This is a genomic window from Nocardia sp. NPDC047654 (assembly GCF_043205035.1).
Lineage (GTDB): Bacteria > Actinomycetota > Actinomycetes > Mycobacteriales > Mycobacteriaceae > Nocardia.
In genome coordinates, this window is sequence record NZ_JBIDDF010000002.1 from 589,117 (window position 1) to 613,183 (window position 24,067).

Genomic DNA, 24,067 nt, shown 5'->3' on the forward strand with positions numbered 1-24,067 from the left:
AGTGAACAATGGACACAGCCGAGCATTCGCTCGTGCCGGAGCCGAGCGTCAGCGAGGCGCAGGCATGAGCGACGACGGGAGGCACGGATGACGGACCAGGCGGCCGAGTCCATTTCGGTGATGGTGGTGGACGACCACCCGATGTGGCGCGACGGCGTCTCCCGTGATCTCACCGAGGCGGGATTCCAGGTGACGGCCACGGCCGACGGTGTCGCCGCGGCGGGCAGGCGCGCCGCCGCGGTGCGCCCGGACGTGGTGCTGATGGACATGCAACTGCCCGACGGCAACGGGGCGCAGGCCACTGCCGAGGTGCTGCGGGTGTCGCCGCAGAGCCGGGTGCTGGTGCTCTCGGCCTCGGCCGAGCGCGACGACGTACTCGACGCGATCAAGGCCGGCGCCTCGGGCTACCTGGTCAAAAGCGCGTCGGCGGCCGAGCTCGTCGACGCCGTGCGCGCCACCGCGGCCGGTCAAGCGGTGTTCACTCCCGGGCTGGCCGGGCTGGTGCTCGGCGAATACCGGCGGATGGCGACCGCGCCCGCGCAACCGGACGAGCCACACCGGCCCGCGCTCACCGAGCGGGAGACCGAGGTGCTGCGGATGGTGGCGAAAGGGTTGTCCGCCAAGCAGATAGCGACGCGGCTGGGACTGAGCCATCGCACCGTGGAGAACCACGTGCAGGCGACGCTGCGCAAATTGCAGCTGGCGAACCGGGTCGAGTTGACCCGCTACGCCATCGAACAGGGGCTCGAGTAGGCCCGGCATTCCCCTGAATCAGGGATCGCCCTGATGCGGAGGTGACCGCGCGCTCGGTAGCCTCGATCACATGGGTGGGCCCGAATCGGTATCGAAGGCGGTCGGCTCCGGCGGCGCGGTGGGCGACCGGGAACTGCGCGTGTCGGACGCCGAGCGGGAACACGTCGGTCAACTGTTGCAGCGCGCCGTCGGCCTCGGCATGCTCTCGCTCGGCGAGTTCACCGAGCGGATGGACACGGCTCTGGCCGCCAGGACGCGCGGCGAGTTGAACGCCGTCCTCATCGATCTGCCCGGTGTGCGCCTGGTCGGGCAGCCCGCCGCGGCGCCGTCGACGTTCGTGAACACCTCGCCCGCGTTCGCCAGGCAGGCCCCCGGCCCGAATGCCACGGGCAACGTGATCCGTTCGCGGTTGTCCGGGGTGAACCGCCGCGGCTCGTGGCAGGTGCCGCCCACGCTGCATCTGAACAACTGGCTGTCCGGGGTCACCTTGGACTTCACCGCGGCGATCATGTCGACCCAAGTGGTCGAACTGCGTGTCGACGACTTCTTCGGCTCGATCACCCTGATCGTGCCCGCGGAGGCCACCGTCGACCTGAACGGTCTGGAGCTGATCGGTTCCAGCGTGAACAACAAGGTCCGCACCGGCCCGCCGATCGGCCCGCTGCATCTGGTGGTGCACGGCAAACTGCGATTCGGATCGGTCACCGCGAAGCATCCGTTCATCGCGCAGTGGCGGCGGTTGATGGGTCGCTGAGCGGCCGGTTCAGTGGGTCGCGGGCGCCATGGCCAGCGTCGGGTAGTCGGTGTAGCCCTCCGCGCCGCCCACGTACATGAGGTGCGCGTCGCGGACCGGGTTCAGCGGCGCTCCCGCGCGGAATCGCTCGACCAGGTCGGGGTTGGCCAGAAAGGAACGGCCCAGGGAGATCAGGTCGGCGCCGCCGGCGAGCAGGCGCCGCGCGGCTTGCCCGCCGCCGTCCGCGGGCAGGGGAACGCCCCAGCCCAGGTTCGGGTTGGCGATCAGGATGCCCGCCCACAGCGACCGAATCCGCTGGAACAGTGGCTGATCGGCATCGGCGAAGACGTAGTGCAAGTAGGCGAGGCCGCTTTCCGCCAGGGCCGAGACCAACGCGGGATAGATATCGTCGGTGTCGCCCTCATCGATGCCGTTGACCGAGACTCCGGGAGAGATTCGCACACCTACGCGCTCGGCGCCGATCGCGTCCGCGACCGCTGCGACCACTTCACGGGTGAAACGGATGCGGTTGGCCACGGACCCGCCGTAGGAGTCGGTGCGCTGATTGGTGTTCTGCGCCAGGAATTGGTGCAGCAGATAACCGTTCGCGCTGTGTACCTCCACCCCCGCGAATCCGGCCGCGATGGCGTTGCGGGCAGCGGACACGAAATCGGCGATGGTGGTTTCGATGTCGGCGGTGGACATCTCCAGCGGGACAACGGCGTCTTGCGCGCCGCTGGGCGTGTGAATCGGTTCGGGCAGCGCGATCGGCGAGGGCGCGATCGGCGACAGCCCGCTGTTGTCCGGATGACCGACGCGGCCGCCGTGCTGTAGTTGCAGAAACATGCGCCCGCCCGCGGCCGCGACAGCGCCGGTCACCGCGCGCCAGCCCGCGATGTGTTGTTCGGTATAGATTCCGGGGATGTCGGCGTAGGTCTGCCCGACCCGGTTCGGCGTGGTCGCCTCGGCGATGATCAGGCCCGCGCTCGCGCGCTGGGTGTAGTAGGTCGCCATGAGCGGGGACGGCGTGCCGTCGGACGCGGCGCGGTTGCGGGTCATCGGTGCCATCACGAGGCGGTTCGGCAGTGCGAGGGAGCCGATGGCCGCGGGCTGGAAGAGGGCGGAAGCCGCTGTGTTCGTCATGGTAGTACCGTAAAACTTGACACCGATGTGAGATTCAAGCCGGAACGGGAAAAGGCAGGTGGCGGATGCGAATCGGGGAACTCGCGGAGCGGACCGGCGTGAGTGAGCGGTCGCTGCGCTACTACGAGCAGCAAGGCATGCTGGCCTCCGATCGCACACCCGGCGGTCATCGCGACTATCCGGAGCGGGCGGTGGACCGGGTCATCCACATTCAGGAGCTGCTCGCGGCGGGACTCACCAGCAAGAAGATCTCGCGGATCCTGCCCTGCATGCGCGACGCGGACGGCGGTCCCAACGAGTACGCCACGCCCGCGCTGGTCGACGAGCTGCGGACGGAACGGGAGCGGATCACTCGTACCATCAACGATCTCGTGCGCTCGCGCGAGGTGCTGGACGAGGTGATCGAACGGGCCGGTGAACGGGCGGTGACCTAGGTGTTGACCCCGACCCGGCGGGCGAACGCGCGCAGCGGCACCTTCCGGTCGTGGTCGAGCAGTTCGGACACGATATGACGCGGCAGGGTCTGGTATTTCAGCCAGTCCGCGCCGCCCACCCGTTCCGCGGTGAGCAAGGCGTCCAGCGCGCGCCGGTGCTGCCCGGTGCGCGTCAGCGCGACCGCCGTGTCGGCGAGGTGCCGGGCCCGCGACGCCTGCGGGAGGCTGCCGTTGACAGGCATGTTCTTGGCCGCGGCCAGTGCCTCCGGGTAGCGCTCGGAGGAGACGTTGACATCGACCGTCTGCATGACGACCTGTGAGGGGCCGAAATAGGTCTCGTAATCCTGCCGGTCCACGCCGATCCGCATGGCGACTTCGCTCGCGGCCTCGACCAGGGACAACGCGCCCTGCACGTCCTGCGCCCGGCCCGCGGCGGTCGCGCCCTGCAATACCAGCGAGCCGTAGGCGGACAGGTGCGTCGGCGTGACGTCGCCGGAGGGCTCGAGGGTCGCGGCCGCGTTGAGCGCGACGCCGCGCGATTCGTCGTAGCGGCCCTGCACCAGCAACTGCCAGGCCACCGAACCGCGGATGGTGGCCAGCAGCAGGGGGTCGTTGCCCCGCTCGGCGGCGGTGAGCGCCTGCCGGATCGCCAGGAACGCCGGATCGGTTTGGCCGAGATGCACCAGCGTGCAACCGGTCACCCAGTACATCCGGGCCAGCAATTCGTTGGCAGGCGCGACCGAACCGTTGCGCGCGGCGTGCACGGTGGCGCGGAGCTGGGTCAACCCGGGCGGGAGGATCGAGGTCAGCAGTTCGTAGCGGCCCGACCAGTAAGCGCCCCAGGCGTAGTCGACCGCCCGACGGCCGTCGTCGAGGCTGACCGCCGCCTCCTCCTTGGTCTCGCCGAGCAGGTCGTCGACCGGTGTCAAGGCGCGGCGGATCGCCACGATGCCCGCGTCCGGATCGGCGGACGGCACACCTTGGCGCTTGCCGATCAGATCGGCGATGTCCACGTCCAGGGCGCGCGCTATCTTCTGCAAGCTGGCGATGGAGGCGGTCTGGCGGCCGCCCTGCTCGAGCTTGCGCACCAGATCCACGCTGACCCCCGCCTGATCGGCGAGCTGACGCTGGGTGAGCGCCTTGCCGCGGAACTGGCGGATCCGAACTCCGATCGACGATTCGTCCATACCCAAGTCCTTTGTTAAATCTGGGTTTCAGAGTACGACGCTATGTTATCTGGGACTACCGAAGTGGGACATTGCGTACGACTCGTTCGCTGCTGGTTGGAATACCGTTGCCTTTCTGCAACTTTGACTGCAAAGGGCGGCGGCGATGAAAACCATGCCGAATACCACCGTGCGGGCCGGGCGCGCTGATCGCGCGCCGCGGCCTGGTGCACAGACCACCCGACCGGTGCGCCATGTCAGCGCTCTTCCCGCGAATCCCAGCACAGGGATGCGCGACCAGCGCGCGTTGCTATCCCGAAAGTCCGCCGTTATGACCGAATTCGGCTTCTGTGATGCGGAGTAGGGCGATGTTCGAGAGCTGTCACACTCCGCATGAGGTCGCGCATCTGCTGCGGCATACCTACGGGCTGCCGGTCCAGCTTCTGGCCGGACGCCCGATCATCACCACCGGATCCATCATCGGGGCGATCGTCATGCCGCCGGAACTGGGCCGGAAAGTGCTGGCCCAGTTGGACCGCAACCACACCGCGCCCGTGATCGCCGACCCCGGCGAACGCACCTGGACCTTCCTCGTCACGCCCCCGAGCCCCGCTCGGCCGGTCGAAGTCCCGGTTCGCCGCTGCCTCGCCGGTCACGGCGTCACCGTGGTCCCCGGCGGTCGCATCATCCTGCTGCCCAGCTCCGACACGGCCCTCGGCTGGCACTGGGCGGGCGAACCGGCGCCGGGCGTCCTGCGCATGCCCCCGCGCGCCGCGGTGATCGATGCCGTGCACGAGGTCATCGGCTCGCGCGCCTACTGACCACCTGGCGTGACCGGTCCGTATCCGACAGCCCCGGGTGCGGGCCGGTCGGGTAGAACCCGGCTGTCTACCAGGGGTAACTACTCATGCCCGCGCACTTCGCGGAAATCAGCATGAGAGTCATGACTACCTCCATCGATCCGGCGCTGCTCGCGCGGCTCTCCGGCGAGTTCACCACGTTGGGGACGCAGCTGGGCGTGCTCGGCCGGGATCTGCGTCTGCTGCACGAGCAGGTCGCCGCGGATACGGGCGGCGTTCGGCGGGATACCGGCCGATCCGATACGCCGGGCGGTCTCGTCGCCGGAGAGGCTCGCGGGTCTACGGCTGACACGTCGGGTACGTCCGTGACCGGAGACGCTCGCGGGTGGACGGCCGGTACGCGGGGTGAGTCCGTGGCCGGGGTGACGCGCGGGTGGACAGCCGACACGCCCGGTGCGCACGGGGAAAGGGGAGCGCGGCGGTCGACTGCTGACGCGCCGGGTGGTGCCGTGACCGGAGACGCCGGTGGGTCGGTGGGGGACGCGTCGGGTGGGCCTGTGGGTGGGTGGACTGCTGACGCGCCGGGTGGTGCCGTGACCGGAGACGCCGGTGGGTCGGTGGGGGACGCGCCGGGAATGCCAGTGGACGGGTTGTCGGCTGACCCGCGGGGTGTGCGCGAGACCGGAGACGTTCGCAAGTGGACGGCCGACGCGCCCGGTGGATCCGCGGCGGGAGGAACGCGCGGGCGGACGGTCGACGACGCGAGTGCTCCGGTTCCGAGAAGTTCCGCACCGGGCGGGACGGGTGACCAGGCGTCGGGTCAGACGGCAGCCGATGCGGGCCCGTCGTCCGGTACGGCTCATACGCCCGCCGGTGGTGGGTTCGCGGGACCGGAGCGTGCTCCGTCCGGCGCAGTGCCATTCGGGACGCCGCCGTGGCCGGGCCATTCGCCGACGACCGGTATGCCGGTTCCCCCTCCGCAGCCCCATTACGCTCCGCGTTTCACCCCGCCGCCCGGTGGCGCGTGGGGTGCTGCTCCGTGGCCGCCGAACGCACACGGTCCGATGCCGCCTCGACCGCCTGTCCCACCGCGCGCGAAGCCACCGGTGCCGCACACCCCGTGGTGGCAGCGCGACGGGGTGATCAGCCGGATCCTCGCGCTGGCCGGTGTCGCGGTGACGCTGATCGGCGTCGCGATGCTGCTGGTACTGGCCGCGCAGGCGGGGTTCTTCGGCCCGGTGCCGAGGGTTGTCGCCGGAGCGGCTTTCTCGGCTGCGCTGGTGGGTACCGGTGTGCGCGTCTTCCAGCGATCCGGCGGGCGGGTCGGCGGTATCGCGTTGGCGGCCACCGGTATCGCGGGTGCTTACCTCGATGTCGTCGCGCTGACCGCCGTCTACCACTGGCTGCATCCGGTGCTCGGGCTCGCCGTCGCCTTCGGTGTCGCCGCCGCGGGCGTCGGGCTGGCGATGCAGTGGCGTTCGCAGCCTTTCGCGGTGCTGGTGGTGCTCGCCGCGGCGGCGCTGTCCCCGGTTCTGACCACGCGGCTGGTCCTGCTCGCGTTCTTGATCGTGTTGCAACTGGCTTGCGTGCCGGTGCAATTGACGCGGAACTGGCCGTATCTGCACGTGGCACGGACTTTGCCGGCTGTATTGGCGACGTTGGCGTTCGTCGCCGGGGCGATCCTCGGTACGCCCGCGGCCGAGGAGCGCACCTGGGTGCTCGTCGCGGCGGTGGCGGTCGCGCTGGTCGGAGTCGCCGGGACACTCGTCGTCGTCCGGCATCGGGCCGCCGATGTCACCGCCTCGCTGACGATGGCGGCGGCGCTCGCGCCGATCCTGATGGCTCCGGGGATGTTCGAGGGACGGTTCGTCACGGTATCGGTGGCCTCGATCGCCGCCGCAGTGCTTCTGCTTGTCGCGGCGGTGACCATGGTGCCGAAACTGAACGCCTACCTGCGGATTCCGGGACACACCGCGCTCGTGGCCGCTGTCGCGGGCTCGATCGCCTTGCTCGAGGCGTGCGTCGGTGCGACCGGGCCGCGAACGCTCCCCACGGCGCTGCTCCTGGTGGCGCTGACATTCCTGGGCGTAGCGGGCCAGCGGAGGTCACGTCCGGCAGCGGGTCTCGGCACGGCGTTCGCGGTGCTCGGCGGCTTCGCACTGCTGAATGTCGCGAGCCCGGAAATCCTCGCCGCACAGCATCGTTCGGAAGCGGAGCTGGGCATGGCGACCGTGCTCGGCGCGGTACTGGCCCTGGGCGTGGTCGCGGTGGCCCTGTGGTGCGCGCGGCGGGCGCCCGGCCCGGCCGCGGGCACCGAGTGGCAATGGATCACCGCCAGCGTCGCCGGGCTGTACGCCGTCACCGCGACGACGGTCTCCATCGGCGTCGCCACCCGGACGCCGAACGGCTTCCTCGTCGGTCACAGCGCCGCGACCATCCTCTGGATGGCGGCCGCGACCGCCGCCCTCCTGTTCGGCTTGCGCAGGCTCGCCACCGCACCCGCCGTAGCCAAACTCGCCCTTGGCTCAGGACTATTGGTCACGGCAGCCGCACTGGCCAAACTCTTCCTCTTCGACCTGGCCACCCTGGACGGCCTGGTCCGCGTCGCCGCTTTCCTCATCGTCGGCATCCTGCTGCTCTTGGCCGGAACGCGCTACGCCCGCGCTTTCGCCGACGCGAAAACCGGCAACCCCGAGGATTCGACCGTCGACTGAGCCACCTCCGGTGCGCAGCCCGGGTTGCGGCGCAGATCCGCCGCGTGAAGCGGGCTGACGAACCACACCTGACCATCGAGGAGCGTCAGCCCATAGGCGAGAGCACGCTCTGTATCGATTATTCGAAGAGCTGATAGAGGCTGGAATGTTGATCAGGCTGACAGTCATCGGTGCGGCAATCGCTTCGATTGCGCTGGGGATGGCCGGAACGGCGTCGGCTGAAGACGGGGGGTACTACTGGTTCTCGACGGCGCGAGAGTGCGAAGCCTCGTACGAACGCGCGAGGGCGCACATGACGGTCTACACCGGATGCGAACAGTACATTCCGGAGCAGTACCGACACCCGATTCCGGACGGCAAGCCGGGCTGGTGGTACTACACAGCGCGTCCGTAAACACGGACTGGTAAGGCCGCTGCGTTCTTTCCGGGCGAACTACCCGGCCAGGGCGCGGCGGCGTTTCCCTTTGCGATGCCTACCCGCTCACTCGCGGTCGCGACGGCGCAGTAGTTCGTTCACGCTCACCGTGCGGCCGTCGCCGCCGTGATGGCGGCCCTCCTCGGGCCTGCCGACGTGGCGGCGGGAAGAGCGGAGTTCGGCCATCCAGCTCTCGATACTGCTGCGGTTGGTGGTGTCCGGTCCGTTGTACGGCTCCGCGGGCGCTTCGGGCTCGGGCTCGGGTGCGCGGTGAGCGGGGCCGTCGAAAGCCCCAGGGGCGTCGGGCGGCAGGTGCCGTGCCGCACGAGGCGCGCCGGGCTGCTGCGCGAGGTCGAGGGTCGGGTCTTGCGAGATGCCGGACACCGGAAGGGGTTCCGGCGCGGCGGTCGGGCGCGGTGCGGGCGGCGTGACCGAGGACACGACGGGTCGCGGGCTGTGCTCGGGAAAAACGACCGACGGCACACCGGCGTGCGGCGCGTTCTGGTCCTGCGGCAGACCCGTGGGCGGAATCGGTCGCGGCGCTGCGAGGCCTTGCGGGTTCGCGGGCGGCGACGGCGGCCGCTGCTCCGTCCGGTCCGGTGTCGAGCGCGGAGGGATCGGCGCCTGCGAGATCCGCCGCGGGCGAATCGGCTCACCCTGCGGAGGGGTGGCATTTCGCGGCGGTTCCGGTCGCTGCCTGCTCGGATCGAGCGGCGGAGGCACGGGCGTCGCCTGCGGGGCGGGCGAGGGCGGAACCCGGTCCAGCCGCCTGGTGGGTGCTTCGGCCTCGATCTCGGCGACCGTACGCGGCTTACGCCTGCGCGGCACCTTGTTGGCGTCGGCGACCGCGGGAATCTGCATGGTCACCGGGTCGGTGATCGGCGTGGTCTTGACCAGGTCGACGAGATCGTCACCGCCGACTCGCTCGTCGTCGAGGATCGGCTCACCGAGCCCGACCTTCTCCTGCACCTTCTTCATCCAGGCCGGCGCCCACCAGCAGTCGTCACCGAGGAGCTTCATGGTCGCCGGGACGAGCAGCATGCGCAGCACGGTCGCGTCGATGAACAGCGCGGCGATCATGCCGTAGGCGATGTACTGCATCATCACCAGGTCGGAGAAGGCGAACGCGCCGGTGACGACGAGCAGGATCAGCGCGGCGGCGGTGATGATCCGGCCGGTCTGCGCGGTGCCGATCCGCACGGCCTCGGTGGTGCTCGCGCCTTGGGCACGCGCCTCGACCATGCGCGACATCAGGAAGACTTCGTAGTCGGTCGACAGACCGTAGATGATCGCGATGATCAGCACCAGCACCGGCGACATGATCGGCTGCGGAGTGAAGTTCAACAGGCCCGCGCCGTGGCCATCGATGAAGATCCAGGTGAGGATGCCGAGCGTGGACCCGAGACCGAGGGCGCTCATCAGCGCGGCCTTGATCGGCAGCACCAGCGACCCGAAAGTCAGGAACATCAGCAGGGTCGTCACGAACAGGACCAGCGCGATCATCAGGGGCATTCGGCCCAGCAGGGCGTCGATGCTGTCCTTCTGGATCGTCGGCTGACCGCCGACGAGCATGCTGACACCCTCGGGTAACTCCATCGAGCGCAGGTACTCGATGGTCGGATCGGCGTCCTCCGAATTGGTCAACGGGACGGAAGTCGTGAAGATGGTCTTGTCTTTGGGCGCCGTGCTCGGCGGGTAAGCGAATTCACCGGCCAGCCCGGGCGCTTGGCTCGCCTCTTTCACCACCTTGCCCACCGAAGGGGCGAGGCTGGGATCGTCGACCGCGAAAACCAATTCGATCGGATCCGATTTACGCAACGGAAAGACCGTGTCGAACTGTTTCTGCGCCAGACGGGTCGGATTGTCCGGCGGCAGATACCGCTCATTGATGCCGCCGAAAGTCAGGTTCTTGACCGGAATGATCAGCAGCAGCAATACGATGCAGAGTGGAATCGCGATCTTGAGCGGGTGCTTCATCACCCAGCGGGTGGACTGCCCCCAGAAGCCGCCCTCCACTTCGTCGGCGGTCTTCGTCTTACGGAACCGCTTGAGGCCCAGCATGTCGACGCGCTTGCCGAGCACCGCCAGCATCGCGGGCAATACGGTGATCGAGGTCAGTGCCGCCAGGGTGACCGTCGCGATGGCGCCGTAGGCGACCGATTTCAGGAAGCCCTGCGGGAAGAGCAGCATGCCGCCGAGGCTGGCGACGATCATCGTGGCGGAGAACACCACGGTGCGGCCTGCCGTCATCACCGATCTGCGGACAGCTGCCTTCGTGCTGTAACCCTCGGCGAGTTCCTCGCGGAATCGGCTCACGATGAACAGGCCGTAGTCGATGGCGAGACCGAGGCCGATCATCGAGACGACCGGCGAGACGAACGAGTTCACCTCGGTGAACTCGGTGATGAAGCGGACGATCCCCCAGGCGCCCACCACGGTGAGGCCACCGACGACCAGCGGCAGTGCGGCGGCGACGATTCCGCCGAAGATGAAGAAGAGCAGGAGGGCCACGGCCGGAATGGCGAGAATCTCCATGCGCTTCTGATCGTCGGCCATGGTGTCGTTCAACGTTCCCGCGACGGCCTGCAACCCGGTCACCTGGACATCGACGCCCGGGATGAAGAAGACGTTCTTCACCTTGCGGTAGTTGCGCACCATATCGGTGTCGTTGTCGCCCCTGATGGCGATGGAGGCGAAGGCGTACTTCTTGTCCTTCGACCCGAAAACGCTGGTTTGAACGGGAATGTTCGCGTCGTTCCGCCAGTAGATCCCGTTGATCTTGGTGATCTCGTCCGGGTGCTCGCGCGGCAGGGCGGTGAGATTCGCGACGATCTTGCCGCTGAATTCCGGATCATCAATGGTCTTGCCCGTCGGCGCGGTGTACAACACGATGACGTCGGAGTTGTGATCGCGTTCGAAGGCCCCGTCTTTGATCCGCGCCGCGCGCGCCGACTCCGAGGTCGGGTCATCCCACCCGCTGGAGCTGAGGTGGTCCTCCAACCCGAGGCCGTAGCCACCGAGAGCCAGAAGACCGGCCACGACGACGCCGATGACGGCGAAACGCAGCCGGTATACCAGATCGCCCCAGCGTGTGAACACTAAGCGACTCCTTGGGCGGGGCGAGAGGTGAGCAGTGCCGACAGCGGCCGGAACGGCTGCAGCCAGGCACCCTCGTCGGGCAGCGAGTCGAGGCTCACCCGGGGCAGCGGTTCACGGAACACGCCCGGAATGTCCTCGAGGTCGATGAATTCGAGAGTATCGGATGTGACGGCCCAACTCGCGTGCTCGCGGAAGCCGAGCACCTGGACCGGCACTCCCTTGGCGGCGAGTTCCTCCAGCGGTTCGCGGAACGCCTGGCCGTCGGCCGAGGCGACCATGATGCCCGCCAGGCCCGCGCCGCGACTGCGTAGGGCGATGTGCGCCAGCATGTCGGCGTCGACATCGGAGTCGTCGTCGATCTTGGGTTTGGCGAAGACCGCGTAGCCGACGTTGCGCAGCGCCTCCACCCACGGGCGCACGACGTCGGCGGTGCCCGGCGCGATGTTGGTGAAGACGGTGGCCTCGGGTTCCACGCGGTGCACCGCGCCCACCGACAATTCGGCGGTCCGGGCCAGCAGCCAGCGGCCGAGCGCGTCGAACCGCGGGCGGTAGGCGGCGGTGGGGCGACCGCCGAGAATGGCGCCGAGGCCCATGTCGAGATTCGGGGCGTCCCAGACCAACAGGACACGGCGCACGTCCGGCGTCGAGCCGCCCAGACCTTCCGCTCCGCCCCCGTGCACCTCCCCGGCAACATCGACCACTTCGTGGGCCATTTCACTGACGCTCATCGGTCGATCTTCCCCCATATGAGCTCGGTGATGGCGCTACCGGCGCGATGTGCCTTGCCTTCGAATTTCGTGACGGGACGCTCGAAACCGATCGGCGCCGTGCCGCGATGCTCCTCGCTGACCCCGCCCGTGGCCTCGTTCAGGCCCTCGAGCAGGGGCTCTGCCATACCGACGGTGTGGATGTGCTCGGCGTAGTCCGCGTGGTCGGTGGCGACGTGCAGCACGCCTCCCGGCTTCAGGCGGCTGGCGATCAACGCGACCGTCGCGGGTTGCAGCAGCCGTCGCTTGTGGTGGCGCGCCTTCGGCCACGGGTCGGGGAAGAACACTCGGACGCCGGTTAGCGACTCGGCAGCAATCATGTTCTCCAGCACGTCGACCGCGTCTCCGCGCAGCAGGCGGATGTTCTCGATTCCTTCGCGCTCGATGCGCTGCACCAGCTGCGCGAGGCCGGGCTGGTAGACCTCGATGCCGATCAGGTTCAGGTGCGGTTCGGCCTGCGCCATGGCGGCCGTCGCGGTGCCGGTGCCGCAGCCGATCTCGATGACCAGCGGTGCGTCGCGGCCGAACCAGGCGGCCGCGTCCAGTGGCTCGTCGGCGACCTCGCGGCCGATCGAGGGCCACATCCGGTCCCAGGATTGCTGCTGGGTCGCGGTCAGCGCGCCCCTGCGCGACCGGAAGCTGGTGACTCGTGGGTACAGGCGGGAGCCGGTCTTGTGCCCGGGCCCGCCCTCGGCCGGAGCCGAAGCTGTGGACGGCGGGCCCGGAACTGACTCGGCAGTATGGTTCGCGGCGTCGTTCACGGCGTCCATTGTCCAGCATCCTGCGATCGGTGCGGTAAGCGGTTGTGCGCGGACCGCTGAGCAGGAGGTCAGGCGGCGCGTGCGGGCACGATTCTGGTCACCGTGGGCTGTTGCTGGCGCAGCGGCCTGCCCAGCGCGACCTTGGCCGCGGTCACCGCCATCTCCAGCAGGCCGCGCACGCCCGAGGGCGAGGCCGCGACCGACCAGACGGTGGTGTCGCCCACATCGCGCACCGGCTGCCCGGCCAACCGGTCGGCCAGCCAGTCCAGGCTGATCGGCGTGGACAGCGGCAGCAGCGAGAAGTGCTCACTGAGCCGGTCGCGGACGTAGGTCACCGCGGCGCCGCCACGGCGGTAGCGCGCCACCTGACCGTCGATACCGTCGATGTGGATGATCTGGTCGTGGATGGGTTGCACGACTAGAAGTGGGCAGGCGGGCGTCGCGTTGCCGAGCCGCAGGTCGTCGAACATCGCGCGCAGCTGCGGGGTGTCGAGTACCTCGGCGAGCGGGCGGTCGAGGAAGTCGTCCACCTTCTTGTTGGCGAGCCCGAGGATCGCCCCGAACGGTGTCGCGTTCTCCGCGCGGACGACGAACCGGTGGCCGTCGGGGCTCAGTTCGTCATCGATCAGCGAGCTCAACGCCGGATACAGCCTGCGCAGGGCGGCGATGACGATGGCGGGCAGGCCCGCGTAGGGGGTGCCGTTGAGCCGGTCGAAGACCTGGCCAGGGTCGCCCACCGGGGCCCCGAGCACCGCGCCGACGATGTCGAGTTCCGGAGCGTAGGTCGGCGCCATCTCGACCGTCCAGGAGCTGGCCATGCCGCCGCCGGAGTAGCCCCACACCGCGACGCGAGTCCGCGGGCCGAGGCCGAGCGGGCCGAAGCGCAGGGCGGCGCGGATGCCGTCGAGCGCCCGGTAGCCGGGCTCCCGCGGGGCGCCGAAGTTCCCGTGCGGTCCCTCGTGGTCGGCGATGGTCACCGCCCAGCCGCGCCGCAGCGCGTTCGCGACCAGGAGCCATTCGAACTGGGTGACCGATCCGAGTGCCCGCGCGCCGTGGCGAAGGGCGTAGGAGGGGGAGCACTTCTCGGTGACGGCGTCCATCGCGGTCTGGAAGGCCAGCAGCGGGCGATCCTCGTCCGGTTCCGCGTCCAGCGGCAGCAGGACCGTGGTGATCGCCGCTTCCGCCGCCCCGTGCAGATCACAGCTGCGGTACAGTAGCTGCCAGGCCGAGACCTGTTGCGGGACAATCCCGAACAGTGCCACGTCGATCTTCCTGCTGCGCAGGATGGTGCCGGGCGCCTTGGCCGCGAACCCCTTCGGCGGTCGATGGAACGGGTCCACGCTGGGCAGCAAGGGTTTGCGGTCCGCGGGACCGGCGGGCTCCGGGTCCACAGCGCCGATGACATTCGCGGTCATCGCAACCTCCTCATCGTCGAGGTCGGTTGCCGCATGCGAAAGTTGAAGCTGCGCACCGGTTATGGTGCCGACCACTTCTGCAGGGTAAGTGACCGGCGGGCGTCTGGGAACCCCGGAGTACACGGCGGTCCCGGCACTAGACTCCCCGGGCATGAGCAGACCGACAGTATTCATCACCGGCGCGGCGGCCGGTATCGGCCGGGCCACGGCCTTGCTTTTCGCTGCGCAGGGATACCAGGTCGGGGCTTACGACCTCGATGAAGTCGGGCTGACCAGGCTTTCCGGTGATATCACAGCCGCCGGTGGCGCCGCGCACACCGGGGTACTGGATGTGACGAACGCCACGCAGTGGGCGGAGCGGCTCGCGGAGTTCCACGCGGCGACGGGGCGGCTGGACATTTTGGTCAACAACGCGGGCATTCTGCGCGCCGGACCGTTCGAGGCGATCGACCTCGCAGCCCATCGGGCGATCATCGAGGTCAACCTGACCGGCGTGCTCACCGGAACGCACAGCGCGTTCCAGTACCTTCGCGACACCCCGGGCGCCCAGGTGGTCAACCTCTGCTCGGCGTCGGCGATCTACGGCCAAGCCGAACTCGCGAGCTACGGCGCCAGCAAGGCGGCGGTCAAGAGTTTCACCGAGGCGCTCGACCTCGAATGGGAGCGCCACGACATCCGGGTGCTCGCGATCTGGCCGATGTTCGTGGCCACGGCCATGGTGGACGGTGTGACGACCGGGACGACGAAGTCGCTGGGTGTGCGGCTGACCGCCGACGATGTCGCCGCCGGGATCTGGGAGGCCACCCGCAAGCGCGCCCGGCTGCCGAAGGTGCACTACGAGATCGGCGCGCAGGCGAAAGTGCTGGCGACGGTGGCGAAATACGCGCCGAACTGGGCGGTGCGGACCGCGAACAAGTACTTCAGTGGCAGCTGAGCGGTCGAGCCTGTCCGGCGACCGGACTTCTGACAGAATTGCGCACCGTAAAGGGGGTGTGCGGCATGTCGACAGCCACTGATTCCGATGGGCCGCTGCGGGAGCGCGGCGTTCCCACGTCCGCTCACGATCAGCTCGACAAACTGCTCGCCGAGCTGCGCTTCGGCACGGGGCGCGATCCGCAGATCGGATACGCCGCGGCGGCCGCTGTCAGCGCTTGGCGCAAACCGCCGCGGATCCAGGTGGCCGGACGCGCGCACGCGGGGCGGACCACGGTGCTGCACGCGCTCGCGCTGATGTCGGCGGTGGAGACCGATCCGGTGGACCGGCCCGGGGCGCCCGATCCGGAACTCGACGCCGACATCGTCGTCTACGTGTTGTCGGCCGCACCGTCGCCCGCGGATCGCAGGGTGCTCGCCACGCTGCCGCCGCAGCGCACGATCGCGGTGTTGAACAAGGCCGACGCGATCGGCTCCCGCTGGAGCGATGCGGTGGCCGCGGCCCAGCAGTACGGCAGGGAACTGCGGATCCCGGTGGTTCCGGTGGTCGCGTCCCTGGCGACGCGCACCCGGGCGGGCGCGCTGACCGACGCCGATGTCGACCTGCTGCGCAAGCTCGCCACCGAAGCCGACCCCGCCCTGATCCTCGCGCCGGACCTGTTCGTCGCACCAGGGCCGGACGCCGCCGAGCGCGAACAGCTGCTGCGGCGCTGGGACCTGTACGGCGTGGCCTGCGCGTGCGCCGCCCTGCGCCACGATCCGGACCTCGCTCCGCAGCAGCTGTCGCAGATCCTGCACGCGGCCAGCGGCATCGACGCGCTCCATCAGTTGTTGCACCGCCGCTACGAGCAGGTGTCCGCGCTGCGCGGCGGCGAACTGCTCGACGAGCTGGCCCGCCTCGCCGCGCGCGCGGTCCCGGAGGAGGGCGGTCGCGCGCGCGACCTGCTGGAGTCCTATCTCTACAGCGACGACGCCCTCTGGCTCGGGCTCTGCGCCGGCCTGGCCGGGCCCGACGTGGCCCACCTGGCCGCGGGATACGCGGCGCCCGCGCCCTCCGACGCCGACGACGCGCTGGCCCGCGCGAGCCGCTGGCGCGCCGTCGTCACCAGCGATATGCCCACGCCCGCCCGCCGCGCCGCGTTGCGCGTGCACAACGGCTACGTCCGACTATGGGAACGGATGAGCAGTGCCGGTCTCTGAGCCCCCGGAGCCGGCGCGCACGTCGTCCGAGGCGGATCCGGCGTCGCACGTGGGGGCCGATCGAGACCCGATCGGCCGCGCGGGCACGACGGGCCGGGGCGGCCTCGACCTGCCCGCCGACGGCGACGCCGAGCACCCCGTCCGCGCGCTCACGCCCGAACTCGCGGCCGTGGTGGAGCGTTGGAATCCGCAGGGTATGGCGCTGCTGCGCGCGATGGAAGGTCCCGGTGCCGCGGGGGCCGTCACGGTGATCGGTCCGGCCGACGTCAACACGACGTTGTTGCGGACCGAACTCGCGCGGTTCGAACCCCGTGTCACGCTGTCGGAGCCGCGCGCCGACGCGGGCGCGGAGACCGCCGCACCCGCCGGGGCGGTCCCTCCCGCGGTGGCGTTGATCCTGCTCGACGCGGGCTCCATCATCGGCGTGGACGTGCTGGAGGTGATCGCCCGGCTGCGCGCGGACGGCACCCGTCTGCTGCTCGCCATGAACGGCATCCACGCCTATCGGGACTGGCGCGTGGTGCGGGAGCGGAACCTGGAATTGCTCGCCGCGCAGGGCTCCGCCGAGCTGGATATCGTGCCGGTCTCCGCCCGGCTCGCGGCCGCCGCGCGCACCGCGGGCGACACCGGACTGCTCGATCGCTCCGGTCTGGGCGCGCTGCACGCGCAACTCACGGCGGCGGCCGCCGCGGGCGGTGACCGGCGGGGCGCGGTCACCGCACGGGTCTTGGCCGACACCCGTCAGCGGGTGGCCGAGCAGGTGGCGGCGTTGCGCTCCGGCGCCGAACCGGCGCGGCTGCGCGAGGAACGCGCCATCCTCCTGGCCGGTCGTGACGGTGGACGGGCCACCGCGATGTCGACCTTGCGCGGGCAGCTGCACTTGGCCCGGGTGGATCTGATGACCGAGATCGGTGCGAGCATCCGGGCGCTGCACACCGCGGTGCGCGCCGAACTGGATCGGCTGCGTCCCGCGGAACTCGCCGATTACCCCGCACGGTTGCAGCAGGCCGTCACCGAGATGACCGGCGCGCTCGACCACGTCATCGACCTGCGACTGGCCGACCTGAGCGCCCGGATCGAGCGCACGAACGACGCGCCGACGCGCAGGCGCGACCCGGCCCCTCGGGTCGGCCCGGATCCCGAGCCCCGCCATAAAGGTGTCGAAGATCACCTTATGGTCGCGCTCGGCGCGTCGGCCGGCGTCGGCCTGGGTCGCTTGCTGGTTGCTCCGTTCTCGCTGGTACCGGCCCTGGACGTGGCGAGTGTGCCGGTCACGCTGCTGCTCGGCGGCGGCGCTGCGGCATGGGTGGTACGTGCCCGCAGGCAGCTGGCCGATCGAGCGCACATCCGGCAATGGATCGCCGACGCGTTGGTCAACGTAAAAGCCCAGCTCGAGCAGCGGGTGGCGACCGCGCTCGTGGAAGCGGAAGCCGTTTTGGCAGATCACGTGGTCCGAGCAAGCACCGCGCGAATGATCGAGACGGATCGCCGGGTGGCCCGGTTGGAGACCGACTTGCGCCGGATGGCGGCCGAACAGCCGGAACAGCTCGCCGCATGCGAGCGCGATGTCGGGATCCTCGATCGATGGATCTCACCTGTTGAAACGAACGACCGATTGGGTACACAGTGAGGAACCCGATACCGTACCGGCCGTCACATCGCGTTAACCTCTATTCAGGAACTTGGGCGTCCGCTAAGTCCTGATCTGCCGCCCTCCTGGGTGCGCGTTCGACCGGTCGGAGCGGGCGCCTTCCCGCCAACGGTGGCGCTCGGTGCATTCGCGCTGGTCATGGGCCTAGGGCCAGGCGGCGAAGCAGCGAGTAGCCGCCCATCTCAGGAGAGTTTTCATGACGTCAGCGACCATTCCTGGTCTTCGTGGATCCGACGGCAAGGCGCCGACCGAGCACAGCGAACTACTCGCCTGGGTACAAGAAGTCGCCGAACTCACCCAGCCGGATCGTGTGGTCTGGGCGGACGGCTCCGACGAAGAATGGGAGCGGCTGACCGAGCAGCTCGTGGCAGCGGGGACGTTCAAGCGGCTGGACGAGAAGAAGAAGCCGAACTCCTTCCTCGCCCTCTCCGATCCCTCCGACGTGGCCCGGGTGGAGTCCCGCACGTTCATCTGTTCGAAGTCCGAAGCCGACGCGGGCCCCACCAACAACTGGGTCGATCCCACCGAGATGCGCGCCACGATGACCGAGCTGTACCGCGGCTCGATGAAGGGCCGCACCATGTACGTGGTGCCGTTCTGCATGGGTCCGCTGGGCGCGGATGACCCGAAGCTCGGCGTCGAGATCACCGACTCCGAGTACGTCGTGGTGTCGATGCGCGTGATGACCCGCATGGGCGCCGCCGCCCTGGAGAAGCTGGGCGCCGACCGTCCGTTCGTGAAGGCGCTGCACTCCGTGGGCGCGCCGCTGGCCGATGGCCAGGCCGACGTGCCGTGGCCGTGCAACGACACCAAGTACATCACCCACTTCCCCGAGGACCGGGAGATCTGGAGCTACGGCTCCGGCTACGGTGGCAACGCGCTGCTCGGCAAGAAGTGCTACTCGCTGCGGATCGCCTCGGCGATGGCCCACGACGAGGGCTGGCTGGCCGAGCACATGCTGATCCTCAAGCTGATCTCCCCGGAGAACAAGGCGTACTACATCGCCGCCGCGTTCCCGAGCGCCTGTGGCAAGACCAACCTCGCGATGATCCAGCCGACCGTGCCGGGCTGGCGCGCGGAGACCCTGGGCGACGACATCGCCTGGATGCGCTTCGGCAAGGACGGCCGCCTCTACGCGGTGAACCCCGAGTACGGCTTCTTCGGCGTCGCGCCGGGCACCAACCGCAGCTCGAACCCGAACGCCATGGCCACCATGGAGGCAGGCAACACGGTCTACACCAACGTCGCGCAGACCGACAACGGCGACGTGTGGTGGGAGGGCCTGGAAGGCGAGCCCGATCACCTGATCGACTGGAAGGGCAACGACTGGTACCTGCGGGAGACCGAGACGCTGGCGGCCCACCCGAACTCCCGCTACTGCACGCCGATGGCGCAATGCCCGATCCTGGCGCCCGAGTGGGACGACCCCCAGGGCGTGCCGATCTCCGCGATCCTGTTCGGTGGCCGCCGCAAGACCACCGTTCCGCTGGTCACCGAGTCCTTCGACTGGCAGCACGGTGTGTTCATGGGCGCGACGCTGTCCTCCGAGCAGACCGCGGCCGCCGAGGGCAAGGTGGGCACTGTCCGTCGCGACCCGATGGCCATGCTGCCTTTCCTGGGCTACCACGTCGGCGACTACCTGGGCCACTGGATCAACCTCGGCAAGAACGCCGACGCCGCCAAGCTGCCGAAGATCTTCTACGTCAACTGGTTCCGTCGCGGCGACGACGGCCGCTTCCTGTGGCCCGGCTTCGGCGAGAACTCCCGCGTGCTGGAGTGGATCGTCGGCCGCATCGAAGGTTCCGCCGAGGCCGAGGCGACCGCGATCGGTAACGTGCCGACCGCCACGCAGCTCGACCTGGACGGGCTGGACGTCGACCCCAAGGACGTCGACGAGGCGCTCGCGGTGAACGCCGAGGAGTGGCGCAAGGAGATTCCGCTGATCGAAGAGTGGTTCGAGTTCGTCGGTGACAAGCTGCCTTCCGGCGTGCGCGACGAGTTCGAGGCGCTCAAGGAGCGTCTGGGCTGACACTCCACCCAAAGTAGCACCTCGCCCGCACCATCTGTCGGATGGTGCGGGCGATTTGTTCTGCGCGCCAAACGTTTTGCCGCCCGGACGCCGGATCGTTCGAGCAGCGGCGCTATTCGGGGAACGGCGACATCCGGATCATGGCCAGGAAGCCGGCGCGGTTGAGCCAGCGGATCCGGCCGGTCGGCATCGCCTTCGCCTCCGCTCGGAACGCCGCGACGACGTGCCGCTTGAACTCCAGCCGCGGATGACGTCGCAGCAGTTCGGCGACCCAGACCCGGTCCAGCTCGGCCAGCCGTGTTCCGAGCACATCCACCGAGGCTCCCGCGGAGACGAAGCCGCCGGGGTCTCCGAGATCATCGGCGACGCCGGGCGTGACGTGGGCGGCGATGGCCGCGCCGATCGCGTCGGCCCGTTCCGGCGTGGCGCCCGCGTCGAGTGCGACGGCGGCGGCCCGCTCTCCGCCTGCTACCGCGAAACACCTTCCGGGCGTGGGATGTTCGAGCTTCAGATCGTGCAGCAGGCAGGAGACGTAGACGAGTTCGTCGTCATAGGCGGCGCCGTCGAGGTCGGCCAGGACCCGTCCGAAGTAGTAGGTCCGCAGCGAATGGTTCAGTACGTGCGGAGAAAGCGCTTCACGCGCCTCGGTCTCCGCCGCGACGGCGAGCTTCGAATCCGGCAGCCGCAGCCCCGCCAACTCCAGTTTCCCGCGTCCCCGCCGCCCCAGCGCGAGCCGGACCCGGTTGGGCACCATGGCGGGCAGCGTGCGGGCGGTCGCGACGGCCAACCCGCGGCGTTGCTCCTTCGACAACGCGCCCCCGGTGCGGGTGGCCCATGCCCAATCGAGGCCCGTCGGTCCGGCCACTTCGCCCTCCTTCTCCTCGGTAATCGGTGTGCACTCGAGTCAAGTGTGCGACGAGATCCGCGACGAGTGGCGGAAATGACAGTGATACTCGGATTCGTGCCAAACTGGGAGTGATGAAGCGAGTGGTGGCCCTCGCGCTGGACGGCGTGATGGCCTTCGATCTGGCCTGCGCCGTTCAGGCGTTCCGGCATGGTCCGGGGAAGACCGGCGAGCCGTCCGGGTTCGAGATGCGCACCTGTGGGGTGCGGCCCGGGCCGGTGTGGACGCCCAACGGCTTCGAGCTGCGGGTGGAGCACGGGCTGGAGGCGCTGGAGGATGCGGATGTCGTCGTCGTGCCGGGGATCGGGATTCCGACGCTTCCGACCCCGCCGGAGGCGCTGATCGCCTTGCGGAGCGCGGCGGCGCGAGGCGCGACGATGGTGAGCGTTTGCGTCGGGGCGTTCGTCCTCGCCGAGGCCGGACTACTGGACGGACGACCGGCGACCACGCACTGGGCCTACTGCGCCGAGTTCGCCGAGCTGTATCCGGCGGTGAAACTGGACCCTACGGCGCTGTATGTGGATGACGGTGACGTGCTGACTTCCGCCGGACTGTCGGCGGGATTCGACCTGTGCCTGCACCTCGTCCGCCGCGAGCTGGGCGCGCATGCGGCGGCGGAGCTGGCCAGGTGGAATGTGACCGCCCCGCATCGAGAGGGCGGGCAGGCGCAGTACGTTCCGGATCGGCCGGGCGCGGCCGCCCGCGATGGCGGTCTCGCCGCCACCCTGGCCTGGGCGGTCACCGAACCTGCTGCGGCGGTCGATGTTTCGGCGCTCGCCGCGCACGCGTTGATGAGCGAACGTACCTTCATCCGTCGCTTCAAGGCGGAAGTGGGGACCACGCCGCGGCGGTGGCTGGACGCCCAGCGCACCGCGCGTGCCCGCGAACTTCTGGAAACTACACGTTTGCCAGTGGAAGTCGTCGCGGCCAAGGCAGGTTTCGGCAGCGTCACCGCACTGCGTGTGCATCTGCGAGCGGCGACGGGCGCCACACCCGCGGCGTATCGCCGATCGCTGGGCCGGTGAACGCGGCTGGACAGGTGTCCACTAGGGCGAATGTCATTGTGGAGCAGGGCTTTCGACAGCGCTGATCGAGGTGTGTCCCGAGGGGTCGCACAGGAGAGTGCCGGTGGCGAGCGAGAATTCGCGAATTTTCCACGGCTGAACGGGTTTAGCCCTCGGTGGAACGGGGTAATGATCTTGTTGAGAGATTTCGTGTACTCGTGATTTATGCTTGGCGTGTTCTACCTTCCCCATCACACAGTCGGATTACCAACGGTTAACTGATCGACTGAACTACTTCCCTACCGACATCGGACCCGCGATGCCCGCGGCGTACGTCGAGATCGACGCGAGAGGTGGTTGGAGCATGGCCGATCCGGAGACGGCGACGTCCCTTGCCCCCATGGTTGCCGAATTCGAGTCGGCGACCGCGAGCACGCCGCTGCGCCGGGCGGCGGGGCGGCTGCTGGCGGTGCTGCCGCCAGGGTGGAGCGTCGAAGTCGTCGACGCGCCACCCGGGCGTTACGGCCACCGTGCGCCGCTGCTGCGGGTGGTCATGCCGCCCGACTGATCACCCGGTCCAGCCGAGTGGCATGAGCAGCGATTTCTGCTCGCAGAACGCATCGAGACCCTCCGGGCCGTTCTCGCGTCCGAGCCCGGAGGACTTGTAGCCGCCGAACGGCGAAGTCGGGTCGAAGGCGTACCAGTTGATCGCGTAGGTGCCGGTGCGCACCCGCGCCGCGATCTCGGCTCCGTGCTCGATGTCGGTCGTCCACACCGAGCCGGCGAGGCCGTAGACCGAGTCGTTGGCGATGGCGACGGCCTCGTCCTCGGTCTCGTACGGGATGACCGACAGCACCGGCCCGAAGATCTCCTCCTGGGCGATGGTCGACTTGTTGTCCACGTCGGCGAAGATCGTCGGCTCGACGAACCAGCCCCGGTCCAGCCCCTCCGGGCGGCCGCCGCCGAGCACGAGTCGCGCGCCCTCGGTCTTGCCCTCGGCGATGTAGCCCTCGACCCGGTCGCGCTGGCGCTCGGAGATCAGCGGGCCGAGCAGCACGCTCGGGTCGTTCGGGTCGCCAACCTTCATTGTCTTCACATGGTCGACCAGCGCGTCGAGGATCTCGTCGTACCGGCTGCGCGGGGCGAGGATGCGGGTCTGCGCGACACAGCCCTGACCGCTGTTCATCAGGCCGGAGAACGCGAGCACCGGAATGCCGGCCGCGAGGTCCATGTCCGGCAACAGGATCGCCGCCGACTTGCCGCCGAGTTCCAGCGAGACGCTCTTGAGCTGACCGGTGGCGATGGCCCCGATCTTCCGGCCGACGGCGGTGCTTCCGGTGAAGGTCACCTTGTCCACGCCGGGATGTGAGACGAGGTACTCGGCCGCGTCGGGCTCGGCGGGCAGCACCGACAGCACGCCTTCGGGCAACCCGGCCTCGGTGAAGATATCGGCGACCATGTTGGCCGTGATCGGCGTCAACGGGGCGGGCTTCAGCACAACGGTGCAACCGGCCAGCAGGGCCGGGGCGAGCTTGTTGACCGCGAGGAACAGCGGGACGTTCCACGCGGTGACCGCCGCGACGACACCGCGCGGCTCGCGGGTGACCCGCGTGGTGCCGAACCCGCCGACCCGGGTCTCCCGCCAGGGGAAGGACTCGGCCAGGGCGGCGTAGGCGTCCAGCGCGGCGACCGCGGGGATCTGGTTCAGCGTCATCGCCATCATCTGCGGCACGCCGACCTCGGCGGTCAGCGCGGCGAGCAGGTCCGCGGAGCGCTGCTCGATCAGCCGGGCCGCGCGGGTGAGCAGCTCGGCGCGGTCCTTCGGCGGTGTCGCGGGCCACGGGCCGTGGTCGAAAGCGTGCCTGGCCGCGGCGACCGCGGCGTCGACGTCGGCCCGGCTCACCGCCGGGACGCTGCCCACCGGCTCGACCGTGGCCGGCGAGATGACCTGGATGCGCTCGGCGGTGGCTGGCGCGGTCCAGCGGCCGCCGATGAACAAGCTGTCGTAATGCATGAGAACACGTTACAGTTTTGCTCTGCCATTGTCTGTAACCTGTTCCAGTTTTGCGCCGCGGCAGCGCTCTGGCCAGTGTGAATTCCGACCTCTCGGTTCGCTTTTCGCAGAACGCACTATTGCGTTCTGTTG

General features: G+C 69.3%; 19 protein-coding genes. 11 read left to right on the forward strand and 8 right to left on the reverse strand.

The genetic code is table 11. From position 1 onward, the window contains the following. Positions 1-87: 87 nt before the first annotated feature. Positions 88-753, forward strand: coding sequence for a response regulator transcription factor (locus tag ACGF7Y_RS11115; RefSeq protein ID WP_040871077.1), 666 nt, complete (start codon positions 88-90; stop codon positions 751-753). A 118-nt stretch (positions 754-871) separates the two neighbouring features. Next, the gene (locus ACGF7Y_RS11120; RefSeq protein WP_393233137.1) at positions 872-1,507 is read left to right on the forward strand and encodes a DUF1707 domain-containing protein; all 636 of its coding nucleotides are present in this window, start codon (positions 872-874) and stop codon (positions 1,505-1,507) included. Between the two features lie 9 nt (positions 1,508-1,516). On the opposite strand, the gene ACGF7Y_RS11125 is transcribed toward ACGF7Y_RS11120, so the two are convergent. After that, entirely contained in the window at positions 1,517-2,629 is a 1,113-nt protein-coding gene (locus tag ACGF7Y_RS11125) for an alkene reductase (RefSeq protein ID WP_393232069.1), read from the reverse strand. Between the two features lie 65 nt (positions 2,630-2,694). On the opposite strand from ACGF7Y_RS11125, the gene ACGF7Y_RS11130 reads away from it, so the two are divergent. Then, positions 2,695-3,063, forward strand: a complete 369-nt coding sequence (locus tag ACGF7Y_RS11130) for a MerR family transcriptional regulator (protein WP_393232072.1) — start codon at positions 2,695-2,697, stop codon at positions 3,061-3,063. Here the strand turns inward: ACGF7Y_RS11130 and ACGF7Y_RS11135 are convergent. After that, positions 3,060-4,250 carry a helix-turn-helix domain-containing protein gene (locus ACGF7Y_RS11135; RefSeq protein WP_393232075.1) on the reverse strand — a complete coding sequence of 397 codons (1,191 nt, stop codon included), beginning with the start codon at positions 4,248-4,250 and terminating at the stop codon, positions 3,060-3,062. The two genes, ACGF7Y_RS11130 and ACGF7Y_RS11135, sit on opposite strands and share 4 nt — an antisense overlap. Before the next feature lie 347 nt (positions 4,251-4,597). Here ACGF7Y_RS11135 and ACGF7Y_RS11140 point away from each other — a divergent pair, with 347 nt between their 5' ends. Then, positions 4,598-5,050, forward strand: a complete 453-nt coding sequence (locus tag ACGF7Y_RS11140) for a hypothetical protein (protein ID WP_393232077.1) — start codon at positions 4,598-4,600, stop codon at positions 5,048-5,050. Positions 5,051-6,135: 1,085 nt separating this feature from the next. Continuing rightward, the gene (locus tag ACGF7Y_RS11145) at positions 6,136-7,743 is read left to right on the forward strand and encodes a DUF2339 domain-containing protein (RefSeq protein WP_393232080.1); all 1,608 of its coding nucleotides are present in this window, start codon (positions 6,136-6,138) and stop codon (positions 7,741-7,743) included. Positions 7,744-8,224: 481 nt separating this feature from the next. Here the strand turns inward: ACGF7Y_RS11145 and ACGF7Y_RS11150 are convergent, their stop codons facing one another. Genes ACGF7Y_RS11150 through ACGF7Y_RS11165 form a run of 4 tightly spaced genes read right to left on the reverse strand, consistent with a single transcriptional unit; the run spans position 8,225 to position 14,200 of the window. After that, positions 8,225-11,257: an MMPL family transporter gene (locus ACGF7Y_RS11150; RefSeq protein WP_393232083.1), complete on the reverse strand. Its 3,033-nt coding sequence runs from the start codon at positions 11,255-11,257 to the stop codon at positions 8,225-8,227. Then, positions 11,257-11,985 (reverse strand): NYN domain-containing protein, encoded by a 729-nt coding sequence (locus ACGF7Y_RS11155; RefSeq protein WP_084499051.1) that lies wholly within the window; start codon positions 11,983-11,985, stop codon positions 11,257-11,259. The genes ACGF7Y_RS11150 and ACGF7Y_RS11155 overlap by 1 nt, the downstream gene beginning before the upstream one ends. Further along, positions 11,982-12,794 (reverse strand): tRNA (guanosine(46)-N7)-methyltransferase TrmB, encoded by an 813-nt coding sequence (gene trmB / locus ACGF7Y_RS11160; protein WP_393232088.1) that lies wholly within the window; start codon positions 12,792-12,794, stop codon positions 11,982-11,984. Before trmB ends, ACGF7Y_RS11155 begins: the two co-directional genes overlap by 4 nt. Before the next feature lie 59 nt (positions 12,795-12,853). Continuing rightward, positions 12,854-14,200 carry a lipase family protein gene (locus tag ACGF7Y_RS11165; RefSeq protein ID WP_393232090.1) on the reverse strand — a complete coding sequence of 449 codons (1,347 nt, stop codon included), beginning with the start codon at positions 14,198-14,200 and terminating at the stop codon, positions 12,854-12,856. Between the two features lie 151 nt (positions 14,201-14,351). On the opposite strand from ACGF7Y_RS11165, the gene ACGF7Y_RS11170 reads away from it, so the two are divergent. The 4 genes from ACGF7Y_RS11170 (at position 14,352) to ACGF7Y_RS11185 (ending at position 20,013) form a co-directional block, all read left to right on the forward strand. Beyond that, entirely contained in the window at positions 14,352-15,134 is a 783-nt protein-coding gene (locus tag ACGF7Y_RS11170) for an SDR family oxidoreductase (protein WP_040871059.1), read from the forward strand. A 65-nt stretch (positions 15,135-15,199) separates the two neighbouring features. Continuing rightward, positions 15,200-16,333 (forward strand): hypothetical protein, encoded by a 1,134-nt coding sequence (locus ACGF7Y_RS11175; RefSeq protein WP_393232093.1) that lies wholly within the window; start codon positions 15,200-15,202, stop codon positions 16,331-16,333. After that, positions 16,320-17,963 carry a hypothetical protein gene (locus ACGF7Y_RS11180; protein ID WP_393232096.1) on the forward strand — a complete coding sequence of 548 codons (1,644 nt, stop codon included), beginning with the start codon at positions 16,320-16,322 and terminating at the stop codon, positions 17,961-17,963. Before ACGF7Y_RS11175 ends, ACGF7Y_RS11180 begins: the two co-directional genes overlap by 14 nt. A 217-nt stretch (positions 17,964-18,180) precedes the next feature. Beyond that, positions 18,181-20,013, forward strand: coding sequence for a phosphoenolpyruvate carboxykinase (GTP) (locus tag ACGF7Y_RS11185; RefSeq protein ID WP_393232099.1), 1,833 nt, complete (start codon positions 18,181-18,183; stop codon positions 20,011-20,013). Positions 20,014-20,125: 112 nt separating this feature from the next. On the opposite strand, the gene ACGF7Y_RS11190 is transcribed toward ACGF7Y_RS11185, so the two are convergent. Then, positions 20,126-20,878: a phosphohydrolase gene (locus tag ACGF7Y_RS11190; protein WP_393232101.1), complete on the reverse strand. Its 753-nt coding sequence runs from the start codon at positions 20,876-20,878 to the stop codon at positions 20,126-20,128. A gap of 113 nt (positions 20,879-20,991) precedes the next feature. Between ACGF7Y_RS11190 and ACGF7Y_RS11195 the strand changes: the two genes are divergently transcribed. Both ACGF7Y_RS11195 and ACGF7Y_RS11200 read left to right on the forward strand, forming a co-directional pair. Beyond that, positions 20,992-21,942: a GlxA family transcriptional regulator gene (locus tag ACGF7Y_RS11195; RefSeq protein WP_393232104.1), complete on the forward strand. Its 951-nt coding sequence runs from the start codon at positions 20,992-20,994 to the stop codon at positions 21,940-21,942. A gap of 343 nt (positions 21,943-22,285) precedes the next feature. Continuing rightward, the gene (locus tag ACGF7Y_RS11200) at positions 22,286-22,489 is read left to right on the forward strand and encodes a hypothetical protein (protein ID WP_393232106.1); all 204 of its coding nucleotides are present in this window, start codon (positions 22,286-22,288) and stop codon (positions 22,487-22,489) included. Here the strand turns inward: ACGF7Y_RS11200 and ACGF7Y_RS11205 are convergent, their stop codons facing one another. Beyond that, positions 22,490-23,935, reverse strand: a complete 1,446-nt coding sequence (locus ACGF7Y_RS11205) for an aldehyde dehydrogenase (protein ID WP_393232108.1) — start codon at positions 23,933-23,935, stop codon at positions 22,490-22,492. It lies immediately after the preceding gene. Positions 23,936-24,067: the final 132 nt, after the last annotated feature.